Raw genomic sequence first — 16205 nt, forward strand, 5'->3', positions numbered from 1 at the left:
GCCCGCGCCGCGGGCGGCCTCGCCTGGCGAACGTCACGCGTTGGCTACCCACCAGCGCTCGGCCATCTTCAGTCCGTCATTCTCCCAGTTCGGCGCCAGCTCGCCGTGCGCCAGTTTCTTGGACTTGGCGCTTACAAAATTGTTGAAGACCAGGACGATGGCGCCGCCGTCATCATGCGTCAACTGCTGCATTTCGGCATACATCGCGGAGCGCTTGGCCTCGTCGGTCTCCGCGCGTGCCTGGATCAGCAGTTCGTTGAAGCGGGCATTTTTCCAGAACGTCTCGTTCCAGCTGGAATCCGCCGAGTAGGCCTGCGTGAACATCCAGTCGGCCGTTGCACGACCGCTCCAATAGGAGGCGCACCACGGTTTCTTGAGCCAGACATTGTCCCAATAGGCGTCCTCGGCCTCGCGCACCACATTGACATCGATGCCGCATTGGGCCGCCGTCTCGCGGATGAGGGCGGCCGCGTCCACGGCGCCGGCGAAGGCGGCGTCGGCGACGGAAAGGTCGACCTTGAGATTTTCCATTCCCGCTTTTTTCAGATGGAAGCGCGCCTTTTCCGGATCGAACTTGTGCTGCGGCTCCGGATTGATGGCGAACTTTATCGCCGGTGCGATCGGGTTGTCATTTCCGACAGTTGCATGGCCAAGGAAAATCTTCTGCGCGATTTCCTCGCGATCGATGGCCCATTTCAACGCCATGCGCGCATCGGGGTTGTCGAATGGCGCAACCGTCACGTTCATAGGCAGCGTGTAGTGGCCGTAGCCGGTCACCTCGAGGATCTCGATATTCGGCTTGCGCTTCAGCATGCCGAGCGTTTTCAGGTCGGCGCGGCCGATATAATCAACCTCGCCGGTTGACAGCGCGGCCATACGCGCGGCGAGGTCCGTGATGGCGATAAACTCGACCTCGTCCAAATAGGGTTTGCCGTTCTTAAAGTAATTGGGGTTGCGCTTGAGCTTCGCCGAGACGCCTGGCTGGAAGTTCTCAAGCACGAAAGCGCCGGTCCGGACGCCCGATTCCCAGTCCGCCTTTCCGTCCTTGGCAGGCATGACGACAAGGTGATAGTCGCTCATGATGTAGGGAAAGTCTGCATTCCCGCTGTTTAGTGTGAAAACGATCGTTTCCGGGCCGTCTGCCTTGATGTTGGTCACCGATTCGAGCAGCGACTTCGCCGCCGATTTGGTGTCGGCCCCCATATGATATTGCATAGAGGCGACCACGTCGTCCGCCGTGATCGTCTTGCCGTTGTGGAAGGTCGCACCTTTGCGCAGCTTGAAGACCCATGTTGTCGCGTCGTCCGAGGTCTCGAAGGTCTCGGCAAGGTCCGGCTGGATGCTGCCTTTCGCGTCGACCTCGGTCAGGCTGTTGGACATGGCACCCGAAAAGGCGGTTTGCGTGAACGTATCGGGATAGCCGGCCGGATCGATCGAATCCGTCGTCGCGCCATGCGCCATGCCGAGCTTGGCGAAGCCGCCCTGCTTCGGTGCGGCCCGCGCCACGCTCACGAAGAGCATATCGGCGGCGGCGACCGTCAGGCCTGCCGCCAGCCCTAGATGGATGAAATCACGGCGCGAAACCTTGCCGCGGCCGATCAGGTTTTGCGCTAAGCGCAGTTTATATTCAGATTCCGACACTGCTTCCTCCCATTGCGGATTTCCCGCATTCTTGTTGTTGGCATTTATCGAGCAGATCTGGTGGATTCAGCCGATTTGCCTCCTTTCGATTTTTCCGGCGGTTTGACGCAAATTTCACGCCGTTACATAGATTTCACCAGCTTCCACCGTGACCGGGAATGTTCGGGCACGCACGCCCGGGTCGACCAGAGCGGCACCGGTCTTTATGTCGAATTCCCACCCGTGCCAGGCGCAGCGCACGATTTCGTTCTCGCGGTGATAGATGAATTGCGCTTGGTCGACCGGTGCCGTGGTTCCGCATTGCGGTCCCTCGCAAAGCGGAGCGCCGCGGTGCGGACAAACGTTCAGCAAGGCATGGAATGAATCTCCGATGCGGAAAACCCCGACTGAAAGGCTGCGGATTTTGGCGATGTACGGAGTTCCGGTCTCGATTTCGTCGACGCGGCAAATGTATGTCTTCTCAGCCATGGTTTGCTCCCGTCACGCGGCATTCGCCGCTTGCGTGCGGGGAATGCGTTTATAGACCTCGAGCGCATTCAATCCCATGATCTTGCTTTTCCAGGCGGGCGGGATGTGCAGCGTGTTGGCATCGTCATAATCCCAATGCGGGTAGTCGGAGGCGAACATTAGCGTGTTCTCGCCGTCCATTGCTTCGAGAGTGGACCAGAGATGCTGAATGTTCGCGGGCTGCTCCAGTGGTTGCGTGGAGAAGCGAATATTGCGCCGGCAATACTCGGAGGGCAGCATCTTCAGCCACGGCGTTTCCTTGCGCAGAGCTTTGTAGTCTGCGTCCAGTCGCCACAATACCGACGGAACCCAAGCCACTCCGCACTCGATGAGCACGAAATATAGATCCGGCCATTTCTCGAAAACGCCATGCGCGATCATGCTTGCAACATGCGACAAGGCCGACATGTGAAGAATTGCGTGCGTCTCCCAGAAAAAGGTCGTCGGAGCCGGCGCGACCGCGTTCCAGTTTATGCCGCCATGACCGCCCAGATGAATTGCAAATGGCAGCCCGACTTCGGCGCAGGCCTCGAAAATGGGGTGGTAAAAGGGATCGCCGTACGGTTTGACCGAGCCTTGGGAGGCTAGAACCTGGACCATACGGGGGTGGTTGCCGAGGCGGCGAATCTCGGCTGCTGCGAGCTTCGGATCCTGCGGCGCGACGATGATCGAACCCATGAAGCGGCTGTCTTTGGGAAGCCACTCGGCGATTTGGTAGTCGTTATAGGCGCTGACCAGCGCGCTAGCGTAATATGGGTTTGCTAGCGTGGAAGCCTCTATCGGCTCGTCGCCGGTGAGGATGGCGGCCCCGATATTATATTTGTCGAGGTGCTTTTCCTTCATGATGAGATAATTGTCGGCTTCGGTCTCGGGCCTGACATCCTTGCGGGAAAAGTCCTGCGGGTGAAACCAGGGACGGTGCCCGTGCGGGAAGGCGCCTCTCGGACCAGTTTTTTCGCCTTCCATGAACATGTCTTTCCAGACGCCGGAAAGATAGGGCTCGAGCACCGTCGCGCTCGACCAGTAATTGTGACAATCGCAATCGACTATGAACACCCTATCCAACTCCCTGGCGTGGTAGGCCGGCTAACCTAGCCGGCTTCTTCAACGGCAGCTTCCGCCTTGGGCATTATTTGATCAAGCTTGTGATTTGGGCTAATACGATCGGGTTTTTCGATTGGGAGGCGACATGCAGCTGGATCACATCGAGACCTTTCTCGACATCATGGAGTCGCGAAATTTTAACCGCACTGCGGATCGTTTGGGCGTAACGCAGTCAACAGTGAGCACCCGCATCAAGAACCTGGAGCAGGCCATCGGTTCGGAGCTCTTCCTGCGAGGACGAGCCGGCGCCGAGCCGACCGCGGCGGGGCGGCGTTTTGAAGCTTATGCGCGCGCCATGCTGTCGACATGGTCTCAGGCCCGCCATGACGTGCGGGCATTTAACCGGTTCGAAGGCACCTTGCGCGTCGCTGCCCAGGTCGGGATGACGCGCTCGATATTGCCAGGTTGGGTGGAGACGTTGTTCCAAGTGCTGCCGAAATCGTCAATTCACGTAGAATCCGACTATTCGCCGCAGATGATTTCCGATTTGAGCTTGGGAAACCTCGATATTGCTGTGGTCTACGCGCCCAGATACCTCCCTGAAATCGCCTACGATCCTCTGATGGTCGAAGAATATGTGATGGTGTCTACTGCGGCCAGTATCCTGTCGGAGGTCAATCCGGACACGTACATCCGGCCAGGCTACACGGTCGCGCTTGAAAAAGCCCACGCCGAGGCGCTGCCGCAATTGGCGATAGGCCGTCTTTCGATGGGCTCGGAAACGCTCGCCGAAGCGATGCTGCGGCGCATGGGTGGCACTTGCTATATGCGCAGTGACGACGCTCGGCGGTATACCGCCGAGCGGCCATCTTTTGTGGTAGAGGGTGCGCCCGCGCTTCAGCAGCCGGTTCACACCGCTATTTTGGCGCGCCGCAAGCATGAGCCGATCATCCGCAGAGGGATTCGCGCGCTCCATCTGGCTGTTATGTCCATGGAAAGTTAGATCGAAATACCCGATTGTAAAGCCGACATCTGCCACTTTTTTGAAAGTATCCCGGCTGCCATTCTGGCCGAGGCAAACCAGAGTCAAATGATGAACGCGCACATTCCCTTTTCAACTGCCGATTTCGCTCTGGCGATGCGTCAACGGCAATGGGCGGAGAGCGCAAGACAGTTCGTCCGCTGCCGGCGCGTCATCGACGAGACGCACGATGTCCGCACATTCGTCTTTTCCACCGCTTCGGGCCACATGTTCAGCTTCAGTGCAGGCCAATATCTGATACTGCACCTGACGATCGACGGCGCCACGGTAACGAGATCCTACTCGGTTTCCTCGCCGCCGACCCGACCGCTCGACCTGCAGATCACGGTGAAGCGGGTGAAGGGCGGGCTTGTTTCCAACTGGCTTCACGACAATCTCCGGCCGGGCCACGACATTGAAATCGAAGGGCCGGTCGGACGTTTCAACTTCGACGATCTACCATGCGAGAAGCCGCTTTTCCTTTCCGGCGGCAGCGGCATCACTCCCGTTATGTCGATGCTGCGGGCGCTAACCGACCGGGCATCTGGCCATGACATCCGTTTCATTCACTGCGCTCGGACGGCGGACGACATCGCCTTCCGCGCCGAGTTGGAGGCGCTCGCCGCGCGATTCTCCAATGTCAATGTAAGCTTCATCTGCAGCCAGGAAGGTTCGGTGTGGCAGGGCCCCAAGGGTCGCATCGACGGCCCCATGCTCTTGCGGCTGGCTCCGGACCTTCACCAGCGCACGTCTTACGTTTGCGGCCCCGAGCCGTTTATGCAGACGGTTCGGACCTGTGTCGCGGAGATCGGCATCGCACCCTCGCAGTACCACGAGGAAAGCTTCGGCGGCGCCGTGGGTAATTCCATGCCTCTGCGATCGGCTGTCGCTGGCGTTAAGCGCGTCCGCTTCGCCCGGTCCGGCGCAGAGCATCTTTGTGCGCCCGAAGAGACCCTGCTCGATGCGGCGCGCAATTGCGGGCTCCACATTCCCACCGCATGCCAGCAGGGTATTTGCGGAACTTGCCGGACGGTCAAGCTTTCGGGTGAAGTCGCGATGGACGACCTTGGAGGGCTCAGCCTTGAAGAGAAGGCGGCCGGTTATGTGTTGGCCTGCTGCAGCCGGCCGCAAGGCACTGTTTGCCTCGATCTCTGAATCTCATTGCGAATCCTGATGGAAAGCCCGGGTGCTCGCGCACGAGCCGGTTGTGCCTTGCCTCGCGCCAGGCCTGTCCAGCGGCGGGCGGTCCAGCAGCTCAGGCCACGGGATCGCCGACACACGGAACCGAGGTTCGGTTCGGCAATTAAAGGAGGGCGAACTGGTTTTGCGGAGGTTTGAGGTGAACGGGTTTTTGAATGTGGGGCTTTCGACGGCCGTGACGGGCACGGTCGTAAGCTTTGTGACGGCGGCGGTTCTAGCCCTTCTGGCCAAAGCCGAAGGCAAATCCGCACTGCAGCCGACCAACGCCACCAGCCACTGGCTGCACGGCGATAAGGCCGGTGCGGTCAGGAAAGCCGACCTCGCACACACTGCGGTGGGCTTCGGCACCCACCATGCCTCGGCCATGTTCTGGGCCGCTCCGTTCGAGGCTTGGCTCGCCCGAAACCCTCAGCGGTCGCCGCTGCTGATGCTGCGCGATGCCTCGGCAGTGGCCATGATTGCAGCCGTCGTGGATTATCTCGTCGTACCGAAGCGGCTCACCCCAGGCTGGGAGACCGTGCTTTCGAAGCGCTCGATCGCCGCCACGTATGTCGCGCTTGCTCTGGGCTTGGCTGCCGGCGGACTGATCGCGCAGGCGATGCGGAAGACGGATTGATCGGATTCCAAGACTGGCGAGAGACCGCCGATGGTATTCCGCTTTTCGCCTGGCAGGCAGGGCTCAACCGGCACCGGCAATCGCCAGAGCCCACCGACTCGGTCCAGATGTTCGGTGCTGGTTCGCACTCCAGCTCTGTCCCTTACCCAATGAGCCGACGAATGTGGCCAGCTCACCGCTGGCGCGTTAAAGTTGATCCAGATGATGCATGAGTTTCAAAAGGAACGAGTACAAGACCTGTTCGGGGTCATCAGCTTGCTCGCTGAGCACCGTTATGCCCGCCAATGGCCAGCACGGCCTTCTACACCGGGTTAGGGTCCGGCATGAAGGTCCGCATTGGTTCAGCTTAGGACCGAGCCTGCGCCGAGCTGAATGTCTGCTCACTTACATCTCAGATTAGAAGCTGCCTGACCGCTTTCGGCCCAAACAGGACGGTGATTGCTTGGCGCTGAGCGTAGGCAATAGCGCACGGCGCCATTTCACCGTCACAGGCTGGGATTGCCCAAGAGGGCCATGGGATCCGTATCGCCTAGCGAATGATCTGCTAAACTTCGCATAATCCCGATATCACGAAACAATTGAAATTGTTCGCCTCTAAACCTGAGAACTAAAAGTGCGAGGTTGACAGCTTTGGAGAATATCGGCCGAGAGAACGATCATTCGACGGAAACATCCGGCGGCGCGGTTGCAAGCTTTGCCTGAAAAGCCCGCAGTTGCGCGGGGTTTCGACCCTGCTAGATCAAGGCGGAGAATGTTGGGGCAGGGTGCATCTGGCGGAGGGAGTGGGATTCGAACCCACGGTGGGCTTGCACCCACGCCGGTTTTCAAGACCGGTGCCTTAAACCGCTCGGCCATCCCTCCGTCGTGATTTTTCAATCACTTGGATGCTCGTCCTAATCTTAATTTGTACCTGTTGGTACTGCTGCGCCGCCCGAAGACCGTTCTCGCTTCATTGCTCTAGTGCGCCCGACGAAGTCCTGTCAACCGGCCATAACCCGTTCCTGCCAACGGCAGAGCATGGATGCTCGACGGCGGGACTGAAGCAGGACGAACAGCACTCTGCACCGAAGGTCGAAAGGCCGTGGTTTTTCACAGCGATCGCCGGGGCGGTTTGTGCCACAATCTCGCCCGGTTCCGACCACAATCGGTTAATACGGTGATAAGCAATTCCGGTGCACAAGGGATTGCGAATCAAGGTGGCGCTGGCATTTGTCGAGGGGTTTTAGCTCTGCCGACAGTCAAGTTGCGGTGCCTTTGTTGAGAGGGGACAATCGAAACATGCAGAGCACGGCGCGCCCGCATCTCCGTCGCGCTTGCGCTTTCACGTTGTTTGCCCTGTCGGCTGCCTTGCTGGCGGCTTGCGCCGCGCCACCACAGCCGAAGGCGATGGTCAACAAGAAGCCTCGCTCCAAGGAGTATTTTGCCGAATCCGAATATGGCGTAAAGGCCAGTCCGCGCGTCACCTTCAAGAAGTCCGGCTTGCAGCGTGGCGGCGGACGCGACCAGTTGGGCAAGCCCTATCAGGTGCGCGGCAAGTGGTATTATCCCAAGGAAGACAAGCGCTACGCCAAGGTGGGCCTCGCCTCCTGGTATGGCGACGCCTTCCACGGCCGGCTGACCGCCAACGGCGAAGTCTACGACATGACGCATCTGACCGGCGCGCATCCGACCATGCCGCTGCCGAGCTATGCGCGAGTCACCAATATGAAGACCGGCAGTTCGGTCATCGTGCGCGTCAACGACCGCGGACCCTACCATGACGGGCGCATCATCGATGTGTCGAAACGTGCCGCCGAAATGCTCGACTATGCAAACATCGGCACGGCAAAGGTGAAGGTCGAATATGTCGGCCGTGCGCCGCTTGACGGCAGTGACGATCAGTATCTGATGGCCTCCTACCATCCCGGCAACAGGGCGCCGGATCCATCGGACGGCTTGCCCACCGGTGTCATGATCGCCATGAATGGACCATCGCCGAGCACCGCGTTGGGTGCTGCCGCCGCTCCATTTCCCGGTCAGTTGACGAATTCCGCATCCGCACAGCCTGTCCTGTCGGCGCAGACGCCGGCCGCTGGCAATGTGACGCTGCCCGATTTCGGGCCGATCGTGCCGGAACGTCCGGAAATCAATCTGCCGGCGCAATCGCCGTTCACCGTGGCGTCGCTGTCTTATGCAGACGAGCGCGTGCAGCGTGCCACCAATGTCTTTGCCGCGCTGGATGGCGCTGGCATGTCGCCCGCCGAAATCCTTCAATCGTGGAGGCGGCAAGCGCCTTCGGCCGGTTCGCCCGCGGATTATATCGCGGCGGGTTCGTTTGAGGATGCTGCCGAGGCGCAGCGTGTGGCCACCCAGCTTTCCGGCTTCGGCAAGGCCGAAATCCAGCGCTCTGAATTCGAAGGCAAGGACTGGTATTCGGTCAATCTCTATCCGGACGGCCATGGCAGCCTGGACGAGATGCTGCAGGCGGCATGGTCACATGGCGCACCGGACGCGCTCGTGGTTCGGAACTGACCGGCAAAACCTGAAGTTTTGCCCAGTTGTCCAAGGCGCGGTTGATCGGCCGAGACAAAGCCTGATAGCTTGTAGAGCTTGCCCAGAAATGCCGGCTGACAGGTCGAACCTCTCATGAAATCTCGCTTCGCCGCGCCTGTCGCCGGGCTCCTGGGTTTTGGCCTCCTGCTGCTCTCGCTGGCCCCGGCCGCGGCGCAGCTTTTCGAGACCAAGGCCGCACAGGCCTTCATGATCGATGCCGAAACCGGGACGGTGCTGTTTTCCAAGGACGCCGACAAGCCGATGCCGCCGGCGTCACTGGCCAAGCTGATGACGATGGAGGTGGTTTTCAACGCCATCAAGTCGGGGCGCGTGACGCTCGACGACACATTCGCGGTGAGTGAGAACGCATGGCGCACGGGCGGCGCGCCATCCGGAACATCGACAATGTTTGCCAAGCTCAAATCGACGATCCGGCTTGAAGACCTGATTCAGGGCGTGACGATCCAGGCAGCCAATGACGGCTGCATCATCATCGCCGAAGGCTTCGCCGGATCCGAGGCGAATTTCGCGACTGAGATGACCAACCGCGCAAGGCAGATTGGCCTCGCGAAATCGACATTCGTCAATTCAACCGGTCTGCCGGCCGAAGGTCAGCAAACGACGGTTCGAGAGCTTGCCCTTCTGGCCCTGCATATCTGGCGCGAGTACCCGGACTTCTATCGCTACTATGGCCAGACGGACTTCACCTGGAACAAGATCACTCAGAGGAACCGCAACCCGCTGCTGGCGATGGATATCGGCGCGGACGGCTTGGCTGTCGGCATGAGCGAGGCATCCGGCTTCGGCATCGTTGGCTCGGTCAGCCACAATGGCGCCCGCATCATCGCGGCGATGAGCGGACTGAAAAGCGACCGCGAGCGCGCCGAGGAAGCGCGGAAGCTGCTCGACTGGGGCGTTCGCGCCTTCCAGAAGACGGAGATTTTCGCCAAGGACGAAGTGGTCGGCGAAGCCCAGGTTTTCGGCGGTGCGAAATCCGGCGTGGCGCTGAAGGCAAAAGGGCCGGTGAATACCTTCCTGCCCATCGCCAACCGCGACAAGCTGACCGCCAAGATCGTCTATGACGGACCGGTTGCAGCGCCCGTGGAGGAGGGGCAGCCGGTGGGTGCACTGCGGGTCTGGATCGGTGATACGCTGAGCCAGGAGACGCCGCTTTTCGCGGCCGAATCGGTTGGCGTTGGCTCGCTGCCGCGGCGCGCGCTCGACGCCGTCAAGGAACTGGCCGTCGGCTGGCTGCGTTAGCACCGTTGCGGTGGACCTTTTTTCTGACCGGGACTATTACGGTTCCCGCAGTATGGAAGAAGGCTTTTTGATTGGTGCACGGATTTTTCATCACCTTCGAAGGCGGAGAGGGGGCAGGCAAGTCGACGCAGATCGAGCGGCTGGCCAGCAAGATGCGCGCCAAGAAATACGATGTCCTTGTCACGCGTGAGCCGGGCGGCTCGCCCGGCGCGGAGGCGGTCAGGCATGTCCTGCTTTCCGGCGCTGCCGAACCGTTCGGCCCCAGGATGGAGGCGCTGCTTTTCGCCGCCGCGCGCTCCGACCATGTCGAGCAGGTAATTCGGCCGGCGGTCGAACGCGGCTCGATCGTGCTTTGTGATCGCTTCATGGACTCCTCGCGCGTCTACCAGGGCGTCACCGGCGGCCTCGATCCGGCGTTCATGGGCACGCTGGAAAAGGTCGCCATCAACGGCATGGTGCCCGACATGACGCTGATCTTCGATATCGACCCGGCCGAAGGATTGCGGCGCGCCACGGCACGGCGGGGCACCGATGCCGGCGCCGACCGCTTCGAAAAGGAAACGCTTGATATCCACCAGCGCCGCCGCGAAGCCTTTCTGGCGATCGCCGCGGCAGAGCCCGAGCGCTGCATCGTCGTCGACGCGTCCGCCGATCCCGACACGGTGGAGAATGTCGTCACCGCTGCCGTGTTCGCGGCTCTGGAGACGATGACGCCGGCGCACAGGAAGCAGGCGTCGCCAGGATGATTTTCGAACGGATCGCACCAGAACAACACGACACGCTCGACGGCGTGCCGGAGCCGTCCGAGACCCCGCGTCTGGTCGGACATGGCCAGGCGGCGAACATGCTGGCCGCCGCCTATCGCTCCGGGAAGCTGCCGCATGCACTGATCTTTGTCGGACCGGTCGGCATCGGCAAGGCAACGCTTGCCTTCCATCTGGCGCATCATCTGCTGAAGCATCCCGCATTCGAACAGGCGCCGGACGTTCTCGCCGTTCCTGATCCGGCGTCGTCGCTGTTTCGCCAGATCGCCACCGGCGCACATCCTTCGGTGCTGCATCTGACCCGCCCGCCGAACGACAAGACAAAAAGCTTCAAGACGGTCGTGACCGTCGACGAGATCCGCAAGGTCAGCCGCTTCCTGTCACTGACCTCGCATGACGGCAGCTACCGGGTAGTGATCGTCGATCCGGCCGACGACATGAATGTCAATGCGGCCAATGCCTTGTTGAAGAACCTTGAAGAACCACCGGCACGCACACTGTTCATCCTCATCGTCCATGCACCGGGCAGCCTGCTGCCGACGATCCGCTCGCGCTGCCAGATGGTGCGGCTGGCGCCGCTCGATGCCGAGAGCCTGATGGCGGTTCTGGAGAACGTCGAGCCACCGCCGCCGGACGAACCCGCGGCGCGCGCGGCATTGGCCAAGCGGGCAGGGGGCAGCGCGCGCACCGCAATCCTGCTGACGCAGTATGGCGGGCTGGAAATCGCCGAGACGCTCGACGCCCTGGCGACGGCCAGGAAGAGCGATGTTGCCGGCGCCTATCGCCTTGCGGAGGCGGTCGCCGGTCGCGACCAGGCGATTCAGTTCGATATCTTCAATCGCCGTGCACTCGACCTGCTCTCGACCGGCGCAAGCCAGGCCGCGCTGGCGGGCGACCTGGCGCGGGCGAAAACGCTGTCGGATACTTGGCACGAGGCTTTGAACGCTATATCTGAGACCGACACCTACAATCTCGACAAGAAGCAGCACGCCTTGGCCATGATCGACCGCCTGAATTCTGCAATGCGAATGTGACGGCCCATCGGGATGGCAATCGCCGTTTCGATGCGATATCTCACCGCTACATCTTCATTCAGACATTCATGACGGTTAATTCATGTCACGCGACACATTCTACATTACCACCGCGATTTCCTATCCCAATGGCAAGCCGCATATAGGCCATGCCTACGAATTGATCGCCACCGACGCACTCGCGCGCTTTCAGCGGCTCGACGGCAAGCAAGTCTTCTTCCTCACCGGCACCGACGAGCACGGCATCAAGATGCTGCAGACGGCGAAGCGGGAAGGCATTCCCGCGCGTGAACTGGCCGACCGCAACGCGGCCGATTTCCAGCGCATGGCAATCGCGCTCAATGCCTCCAACGACGATTTCATCCGCACTACCGAAGAACGTCACTATGCGGCCTCGCAGGCGATCTGGAAGGCGATGGCTGCCAATGGCGACATCTACAAGGGCGGCTATGCCGGTTGGTATTCGGTGCGCGACGAAGCCTACTACGGCGAGGAGGAGACCGAAGTCCGCGCCGACAATGTCCGCTACGGACCGCAGGGAACCCCGGTCGAATGGGTCGAGGAAGAGAGCTATTTCTTCCGCCTGTCGGCCTATCAGGACAAGCTCATCACGCTCTACGAAAGCCAACCCGATTTCATCGGCCCGGCCGAGCGGCGCAACGAAGTGATGAGCTTCGTCAAGTCAGGATTGAAGGATCTCTCGATCTCGCGCACCACCTTCGACTGGGGCGTGCCGGTGCCGGGTGACGAGAAGCATGTGATGTATGTCTGGGTCGACGCTCTGACAAATTACATTACCGGTGTCGGTTATCCAAATGAAAATGCTGACAATTGGCGCTTCTGGCCTGCCGATGCACACATCATCGGCAAGGACATCGTGCGCTTCCACGCAGTCTATTGGCCTGCCTTCCTGATGTCGGCCGGAATCCCCTTGCCGAAGCGCGTCTTCGGTCACGGCTTCCTGTTCAACCGCGGCGAGAAGATGTCGAAATCGGTAGGCAACGTCATCGACCCGTTCGCGATGGTCGAGCATTATGGCCTCGACCAGGTGCGCTATTTCTTCCTGCGCGAGGTGCCGTTCGGCCAGGACGGCAGCTATAGCCACGAGGCCATCGTCAACCGCACCAATGCCGACCTCGCCAATGGCCTTGGCAATCTGGCGCAGCGCTCGCTGTCGATGATCGCCAAGAACTGCGGCGGCGTAGTGCCGAAGCGCAGCGATCTGGCGGAGGCCGACAGGGCGATCCTCGACCAGGCGGTGGAGGCGCTTGCTACTGCACGCAAGACGATGGCGGAGCAGGGCATCCATCTAGCGCTTGCGGCGATCTTCGGCGTGGTGGCGGAGGCCGATCGCTACTTCGCCTCGCAGGAACCCTGGGCGCTCAGAAAGACCGATCCGGCGCGTATGGAAACGGTGCTGTGGACGACCGCAGAAATCATCCGACGCGTGGCGCTGCTCTGCCAGCCCTTCATTCCGGGATCGGCCGCTAAGCTGCTCGACCTGCTGGCTGTGCCGGCGGACAGCCGCGATTTCGTGCATGTCCACGCGGACTATGCGCTGGCATCAGGGGTTGCTTTGCCCGCGCCGGAAGGCGTGTTTCCACGTTACGTCGAGCAAACGGATGCAAGCGCCTAATGCTGGTCGACAGTCACTGCCATCTCGACTTTCCGGATTTCGCAGAGGAGCGGGCGGCCATCGTCGCCCGCGCCCTTGCCGCTGGAATCGGTCGCATGGTGACGATCTCGACGCGTGTGAGGCGATTCCGACAAGTACTTGAGATCGCTGACTCTTTCGACGAAGTCTATTGTTCGGTTGGCACCCATCCGCACAATGCCGCCGAAGAGTTGGACGTGTCGGCCGAGGATCTTGTCCGGCTATCCGCTCATCCAAAAGTCGTGGCGATCGGCGAGGCCGGGCTCGACTATTTCTACGATCACGCGCCGCGCGATGCGCAGGCGCAGGGTTTTCGCATCCATATCGCTGCCGCGCGCGAGACTGGCCTGCCGCTGGTCATCCATTCGCGTGACGCCGACAGCGACATGGCCGATATCCTCGAGGACGAAACAGGGAAGGGCGCCTTCCCCTTCATCCTGCACTGTTTTTCGTCCGGGCGCAGGCTGGCCGAAGTCGGCGTGGCGCTCGGCGGCTACGTTTCCTTTTCCGGCATCCTGACCTTCAAGAATTCGGCCGAGCTGCGCGCCATCGCTGCCGACGTGCCACACGACCGACTGCTGGTCGAAACCGACGCGCCATATCTTGCGCCGATACCCTTTCGCGGCAAGCGCAACGAGCCTGCGTATGTGGCGCATACAGCCAAGGTGCTGGCCGAAACGATCGGTGTCAGCGAGGCCGAAATCGCTGCCGTCACCACGGACAATTTCTTCCGGCTGTTCGAGAAGATGCCGCGCCCAAGTGCGCTGAGCGCCTGACGCATGAGCGACCGGCTGCGCCTCACAATTCTCGGCTGCGGCTCATCGCCGGGCACGCCGCGCATCACTGGCGACTGGGGCAATTGCGACCCAGCCAATCCGAGGAACCGGCGCATGCGCACCGCAGCGCTCGTCGAGCGGATCGCCGCGAACGGCGACAGAACCACAGTCGTCATCGACACCGGGCCGGATTTCCGCGAGCAGATGCTGCTGGCATCGGTCAGGCGCATCGATGCGGTCGTCTATACGCATCCGCATGCCGACCATATCCACGGCATCGACGATTTGCGTGGCTTCGTGCTCGAGCAGCGTCATCTCATCGATATCCACGCTGACCAGCCCACCATGCTGCGGTTAAGGGAAGCGTTCGGCTACTGTTTCGAAACACCGCTGGGCAGTTCCTATCCGCCCATTGTCGAGCCCCATATCATCGACCACGCCAGGCCGGTCGCAATCGAGGGCGAGGGGGGTACCCTCACCCTCGAGCCGCTGCCGCAGATCCATGGCGACATCATATCGCTTGGTTTTCGCATAGATGGGCTCGCCTATTGCCCCGATATCAGTGATTTCCCGGACACCACGGCCGAGCGTCTGGGTGGGCTGGACGTGCTGGTCATCGACGCGCTGCAATACAGGACGCATCCGAGCCATCTGTCGCTCGGCCAGGCACTCGGCTGGATCGAAAAACTGGCGCCGAAAAAGGCCGTGCTGACGCATATGCATGTGCCGCTTGACTACGCCACGGTGGTGGCCGAGACGCCTGATAACGTCGAGCCGGCCTATGATGGCATGACGATCGAAATCGCTTTTGAATCAGTGTAATAGGCTCGGTTCTTCATGGCTGGCAGCATTGAGCGTGTGACCAAGGCAGCGGCTGATGCCGGTCTTGACATCGAGATCAGGCGCATGGGCGCCTCGACACGCACGGCCGAGGAAGCCGCCGCGCAATGCGGCTGCACGGTTGCCCAGATCGTCAAATCATTGATTTTCCAGGGAGAAGCCAGTGGCAGACTTTTTCTCTTCCTGGTTTCCGGCGTCAACCAGCTCGATCTCACCAAGGCAGCCGCGCTGACTGGCGAGCCGCTGAAGCGCGCCGACCCGCGGCAGATCCGCGACGAGACCGGCTTTGCCATTGGCGGCGTAGCGCCGATCGGCCATCTGATTGCGATCCCGGCGTTCGCCGATGAGACGCTGCTAGGTTTCGATCGCGTATGGGCCGCAGCCGGCGCGCACGACGCCGTGTTCGCAGCCGAGCCACACGCAATGGTCAAGGCAGCACAGGCTGTCGTAGCGACGCTGGCAGTCTGAGGTCCGGCACACCTGATATCGCAGCTATTCGGCGGCGACCGCGGTGTGCGCAGGCGGCAACATGATGTCGGGCGCAGCCGGCGCGAACAACATCTTTACGAAGCTGCGGAAGGCGAGAATCTGGCGTTCGAGGACGCGGGGGTCGCCGAGCCCCCGCGACATGATGATGCCGCCATCGATCACACAGGAGAACATGATGGCGACGTCGTCGAGGTCCATGTCCTTGTGGGCTGGATAAACGCTCGCGATCTCATTCAGCGCGTCGCGAAACCGCCCGTTCCAGGAGCGTACGGCGCTGGCAGCGATTTCGCGAACGCTGCGGTCGAAGAGGCGCTCCTGATAGGTGAACGTCGCAATCAGGCAGCCGGGGTGGCCGTTCGGCAGGTCACCCATCAGTTCGGCGAGCAGCTTGAGCGTGATCAGGAAGGACTGCAACGGATCATCGGACAATTGCCGGCCGCGGTGAAACACATCGTCGAAGATGCGGTCGTTCTCCTCGACGTAGCGCAGCATCAAGGCGCGGGCGAGTTCGTTCTTGTCCTTGAAATGATAGAAGAAGCCGCTCTTGGTGATGCCGGCTTCGGCGATCACCTCCTCGATGGAAGTCGCGCCGAACCCCTTGGCGAGCACCGATGCCTCGGCGATCTCCAGAATGCGTTCGCGCGTTTCCGCACCCTTGCGCATGACCGAATGCCCTCAAATTTACTGTACCGGCGGTATGGTTTTCACACCCGCCAACTTCGGCACCGATAGCAATACGACCGACCCAGAACGGCTATCCGTCTGTAATTGCTGCGGTTCCCGCTTCGGTGGAGTACCGGACCACGAGCCTTCTACCGCACCGGTGG

15 protein-coding genes and 1 tRNA gene are annotated in these 16205 nt (G+C 61.0%); 11 read left to right on the top strand and 5 right to left on the bottom strand.

The genetic code is table 11. The annotated features are described in order from the left end of the window. Window positions 1-33: 33 nt before the first annotated feature. The 3 genes from EOB36_RS11415 to EOB36_RS11425 all read right to left on the bottom strand — a co-directional run bounded on the left by EOB36_RS11415 (window position 34) and on the right by EOB36_RS11425 (window position 3204). A complete protein-coding gene (locus EOB36_RS11415; RefSeq protein ID WP_245467755.1) occupies window positions 34-1641 on the bottom strand; it encodes an ABC transporter substrate-binding protein in 1608 nt (535 codons plus the stop codon). 114 nt (window positions 1642-1755) lie between these two features. Beyond that, entirely contained in the window at window positions 1756-2109 is a 354-nt protein-coding gene (locus tag EOB36_RS11420; protein WP_023797723.1) for a Rieske (2Fe-2S) protein, read from the bottom strand. Between the two features lie 12 nt (window positions 2110-2121). After that, a complete protein-coding gene (locus tag EOB36_RS11425; RefSeq protein WP_095488651.1) occupies window positions 2122-3204 on the bottom strand; it encodes an amidohydrolase family protein in 1083 nt (360 codons plus the stop codon). A gap of 133 nt (window positions 3205-3337) precedes the next feature. On the opposite strand from EOB36_RS11425, the gene EOB36_RS11430 reads away from it, so the two are divergent. The 3 genes from EOB36_RS11430 (at window position 3338) to EOB36_RS11440 (ending at window position 6029) form a co-directional block, all read left to right on the top strand. Further along, window positions 3338-4195 carry a LysR family transcriptional regulator gene (locus EOB36_RS11430; protein ID WP_095488650.1) on the top strand — a complete coding sequence of 286 codons (858 nt, stop codon included), beginning with the start codon at window positions 3338-3340 and terminating at the stop codon, window positions 4193-4195. An 87-nt stretch (window positions 4196-4282) separates the two neighbouring features. Continuing rightward, on the top strand, window positions 4283-5368 hold the full coding sequence (locus EOB36_RS11435; protein ID WP_128284876.1) for a hybrid-cluster NAD(P)-dependent oxidoreductase: 1086 nt from the start codon (window positions 4283-4285) through the stop codon (window positions 5366-5368). Window positions 5369-5399: 31 nt separating this feature from the next. After that, window positions 5400-6029 (top strand): hypothetical protein, encoded by a 630-nt coding sequence (locus EOB36_RS11440; protein ID WP_245467756.1) that lies wholly within the window; start codon window positions 5400-5402, stop codon window positions 6027-6029. A 771-nt stretch (window positions 6030-6800) separates the two neighbouring features. Here the strand turns inward: EOB36_RS11440 and EOB36_RS11445 are convergent. Beyond that, window positions 6801-6890: transfer RNA gene (locus tag EOB36_RS11445), tRNA-Ser, on the bottom strand. Window positions 6891-7307: 417 nt separating this feature from the next. Here EOB36_RS11445 and EOB36_RS11450 point away from each other — a divergent pair. The 8 genes from EOB36_RS11450 (at window position 7308) to EOB36_RS11485 (ending at window position 15357) form a co-directional block, all read left to right on the top strand. Beyond that, window positions 7308-8540, top strand: coding sequence for a septal ring lytic transglycosylase RlpA family protein (locus EOB36_RS11450; protein WP_128284877.1), 1233 nt, complete (start codon window positions 7308-7310; stop codon window positions 8538-8540). A gap of 114 nt (window positions 8541-8654) precedes the next feature. Then, complete coding sequence (locus EOB36_RS11455) at window positions 8655-9821, top strand: D-alanyl-D-alanine carboxypeptidase family protein (protein WP_095488646.1); 1167 nt, start codon at window positions 8655-8657, stop codon at window positions 9819-9821. 71 nt (window positions 9822-9892) lie between these two features. Beyond that, window positions 9893-10567 carry a dTMP kinase gene (tmk, locus tag EOB36_RS11460; protein ID WP_128241033.1) on the top strand — a complete coding sequence of 225 codons (675 nt, stop codon included), beginning with the start codon at window positions 9893-9895 and terminating at the stop codon, window positions 10565-10567. Continuing rightward, window positions 10564-11619, top strand: a complete 1056-nt coding sequence (locus EOB36_RS11465; RefSeq protein ID WP_128284878.1) for a DNA polymerase III subunit delta' — start codon at window positions 10564-10566, stop codon at window positions 11617-11619. Before tmk ends, EOB36_RS11465 begins: the two co-directional genes overlap by 4 nt. Window positions 11620-11701: 82 nt before the next feature. Continuing rightward, complete coding sequence (metG, locus tag EOB36_RS11470; protein ID WP_095488643.1) at window positions 11702-13255, top strand: methionine--tRNA ligase; 1554 nt, start codon at window positions 11702-11704, stop codon at window positions 13253-13255. Further along, window positions 13255-14049 (top strand): TatD family hydrolase, encoded by a 795-nt coding sequence (locus EOB36_RS11475; protein ID WP_128284879.1) that lies wholly within the window; start codon window positions 13255-13257, stop codon window positions 14047-14049. The genes metG and EOB36_RS11475 overlap by 1 nt, the downstream gene beginning before the upstream one ends. 3 nt (window positions 14050-14052) lie before the next feature. After that, on the top strand, window positions 14053-14871 hold the full coding sequence (locus tag EOB36_RS11480; protein ID WP_128284880.1) for an MBL fold metallo-hydrolase: 819 nt from the start codon (window positions 14053-14055) through the stop codon (window positions 14869-14871). Window positions 14872-14886: 15 nt separating this feature from the next. After that, the gene (locus EOB36_RS11485; protein ID WP_128284881.1) at window positions 14887-15357 is read left to right on the top strand and encodes a YbaK/EbsC family protein; all 471 of its coding nucleotides are present in this window, start codon (window positions 14887-14889) and stop codon (window positions 15355-15357) included. 24 nt (window positions 15358-15381) lie between these two features. Here EOB36_RS11485 and EOB36_RS11490 read toward each other — a convergent pair whose 3' ends face one another. Beyond that, on the bottom strand, window positions 15382-16041 hold the full coding sequence (locus tag EOB36_RS11490) for a TetR/AcrR family transcriptional regulator (protein ID WP_095488639.1): 660 nt from the start codon (window positions 16039-16041) through the stop codon (window positions 15382-15384). Between the last annotated feature and the right edge of the window lie 164 nt (window positions 16042-16205).

The organism is Mesorhizobium sp. M6A.T.Cr.TU.017.01.1.1, from assembly GCF_004023115.1.
In the GTDB taxonomy this organism is placed as follows: Bacteria; Pseudomonadota; Alphaproteobacteria; order Rhizobiales; family Rhizobiaceae; genus Mesorhizobium; species Mesorhizobium mediterraneum.

Coding starts and splice junctions, on each gene's coding strand:
- EOB36_RS11435 (WP_128284876.1), top strand. CDS start 4,283: ATGATGAACGCGCACATTCCCTTTTCAACTGCCGATTTCGCTCTGGCG.
- EOB36_RS11485 (WP_128284881.1), top strand. CDS start 14,887: ATGGCTGGCAGCATTGAGCGTGTGACCAAGGCAGCGGCTGATGCCGGT.
- EOB36_RS11465 (WP_128284878.1), top strand. CDS start 10,564: ATGATTTTCGAACGGATCGCACCAGAACAACACGACACGCTCGACGGC.
- EOB36_RS11475 (WP_128284879.1), top strand. CDS start 13,255: ATGCTGGTCGACAGTCACTGCCATCTCGACTTTCCGGATTTCGCAGAG.
- EOB36_RS11490 (WP_095488639.1), bottom strand. CDS start 16,041: ATGCGCAAGGGTGCGGAAACGCGCGAACGCATTCTGGAGATCGCCGAG.
- metG (WP_095488643.1), top strand. CDS start 11,702: ATGTCACGCGACACATTCTACATTACCACCGCGATTTCCTATCCCAAT.
- EOB36_RS11455 (WP_095488646.1), top strand. CDS start 8,655: ATGAAATCTCGCTTCGCCGCGCCTGTCGCCGGGCTCCTGGGTTTTGGC.
- EOB36_RS11430 (WP_095488650.1), top strand. CDS start 3,338: ATGCAGCTGGATCACATCGAGACCTTTCTCGACATCATGGAGTCGCGA.
- EOB36_RS11450 (WP_128284877.1), top strand. CDS start 7,308: ATGCAGAGCACGGCGCGCCCGCATCTCCGTCGCGCTTGCGCTTTCACG.
- EOB36_RS11480 (WP_128284880.1), top strand. CDS start 14,053: ATGAGCGACCGGCTGCGCCTCACAATTCTCGGCTGCGGCTCATCGCCG.
- EOB36_RS11420 (WP_023797723.1), bottom strand. CDS start 2,109: ATGGCTGAGAAGACATACATTTGCCGCGTCGACGAAATCGAGACCGGA.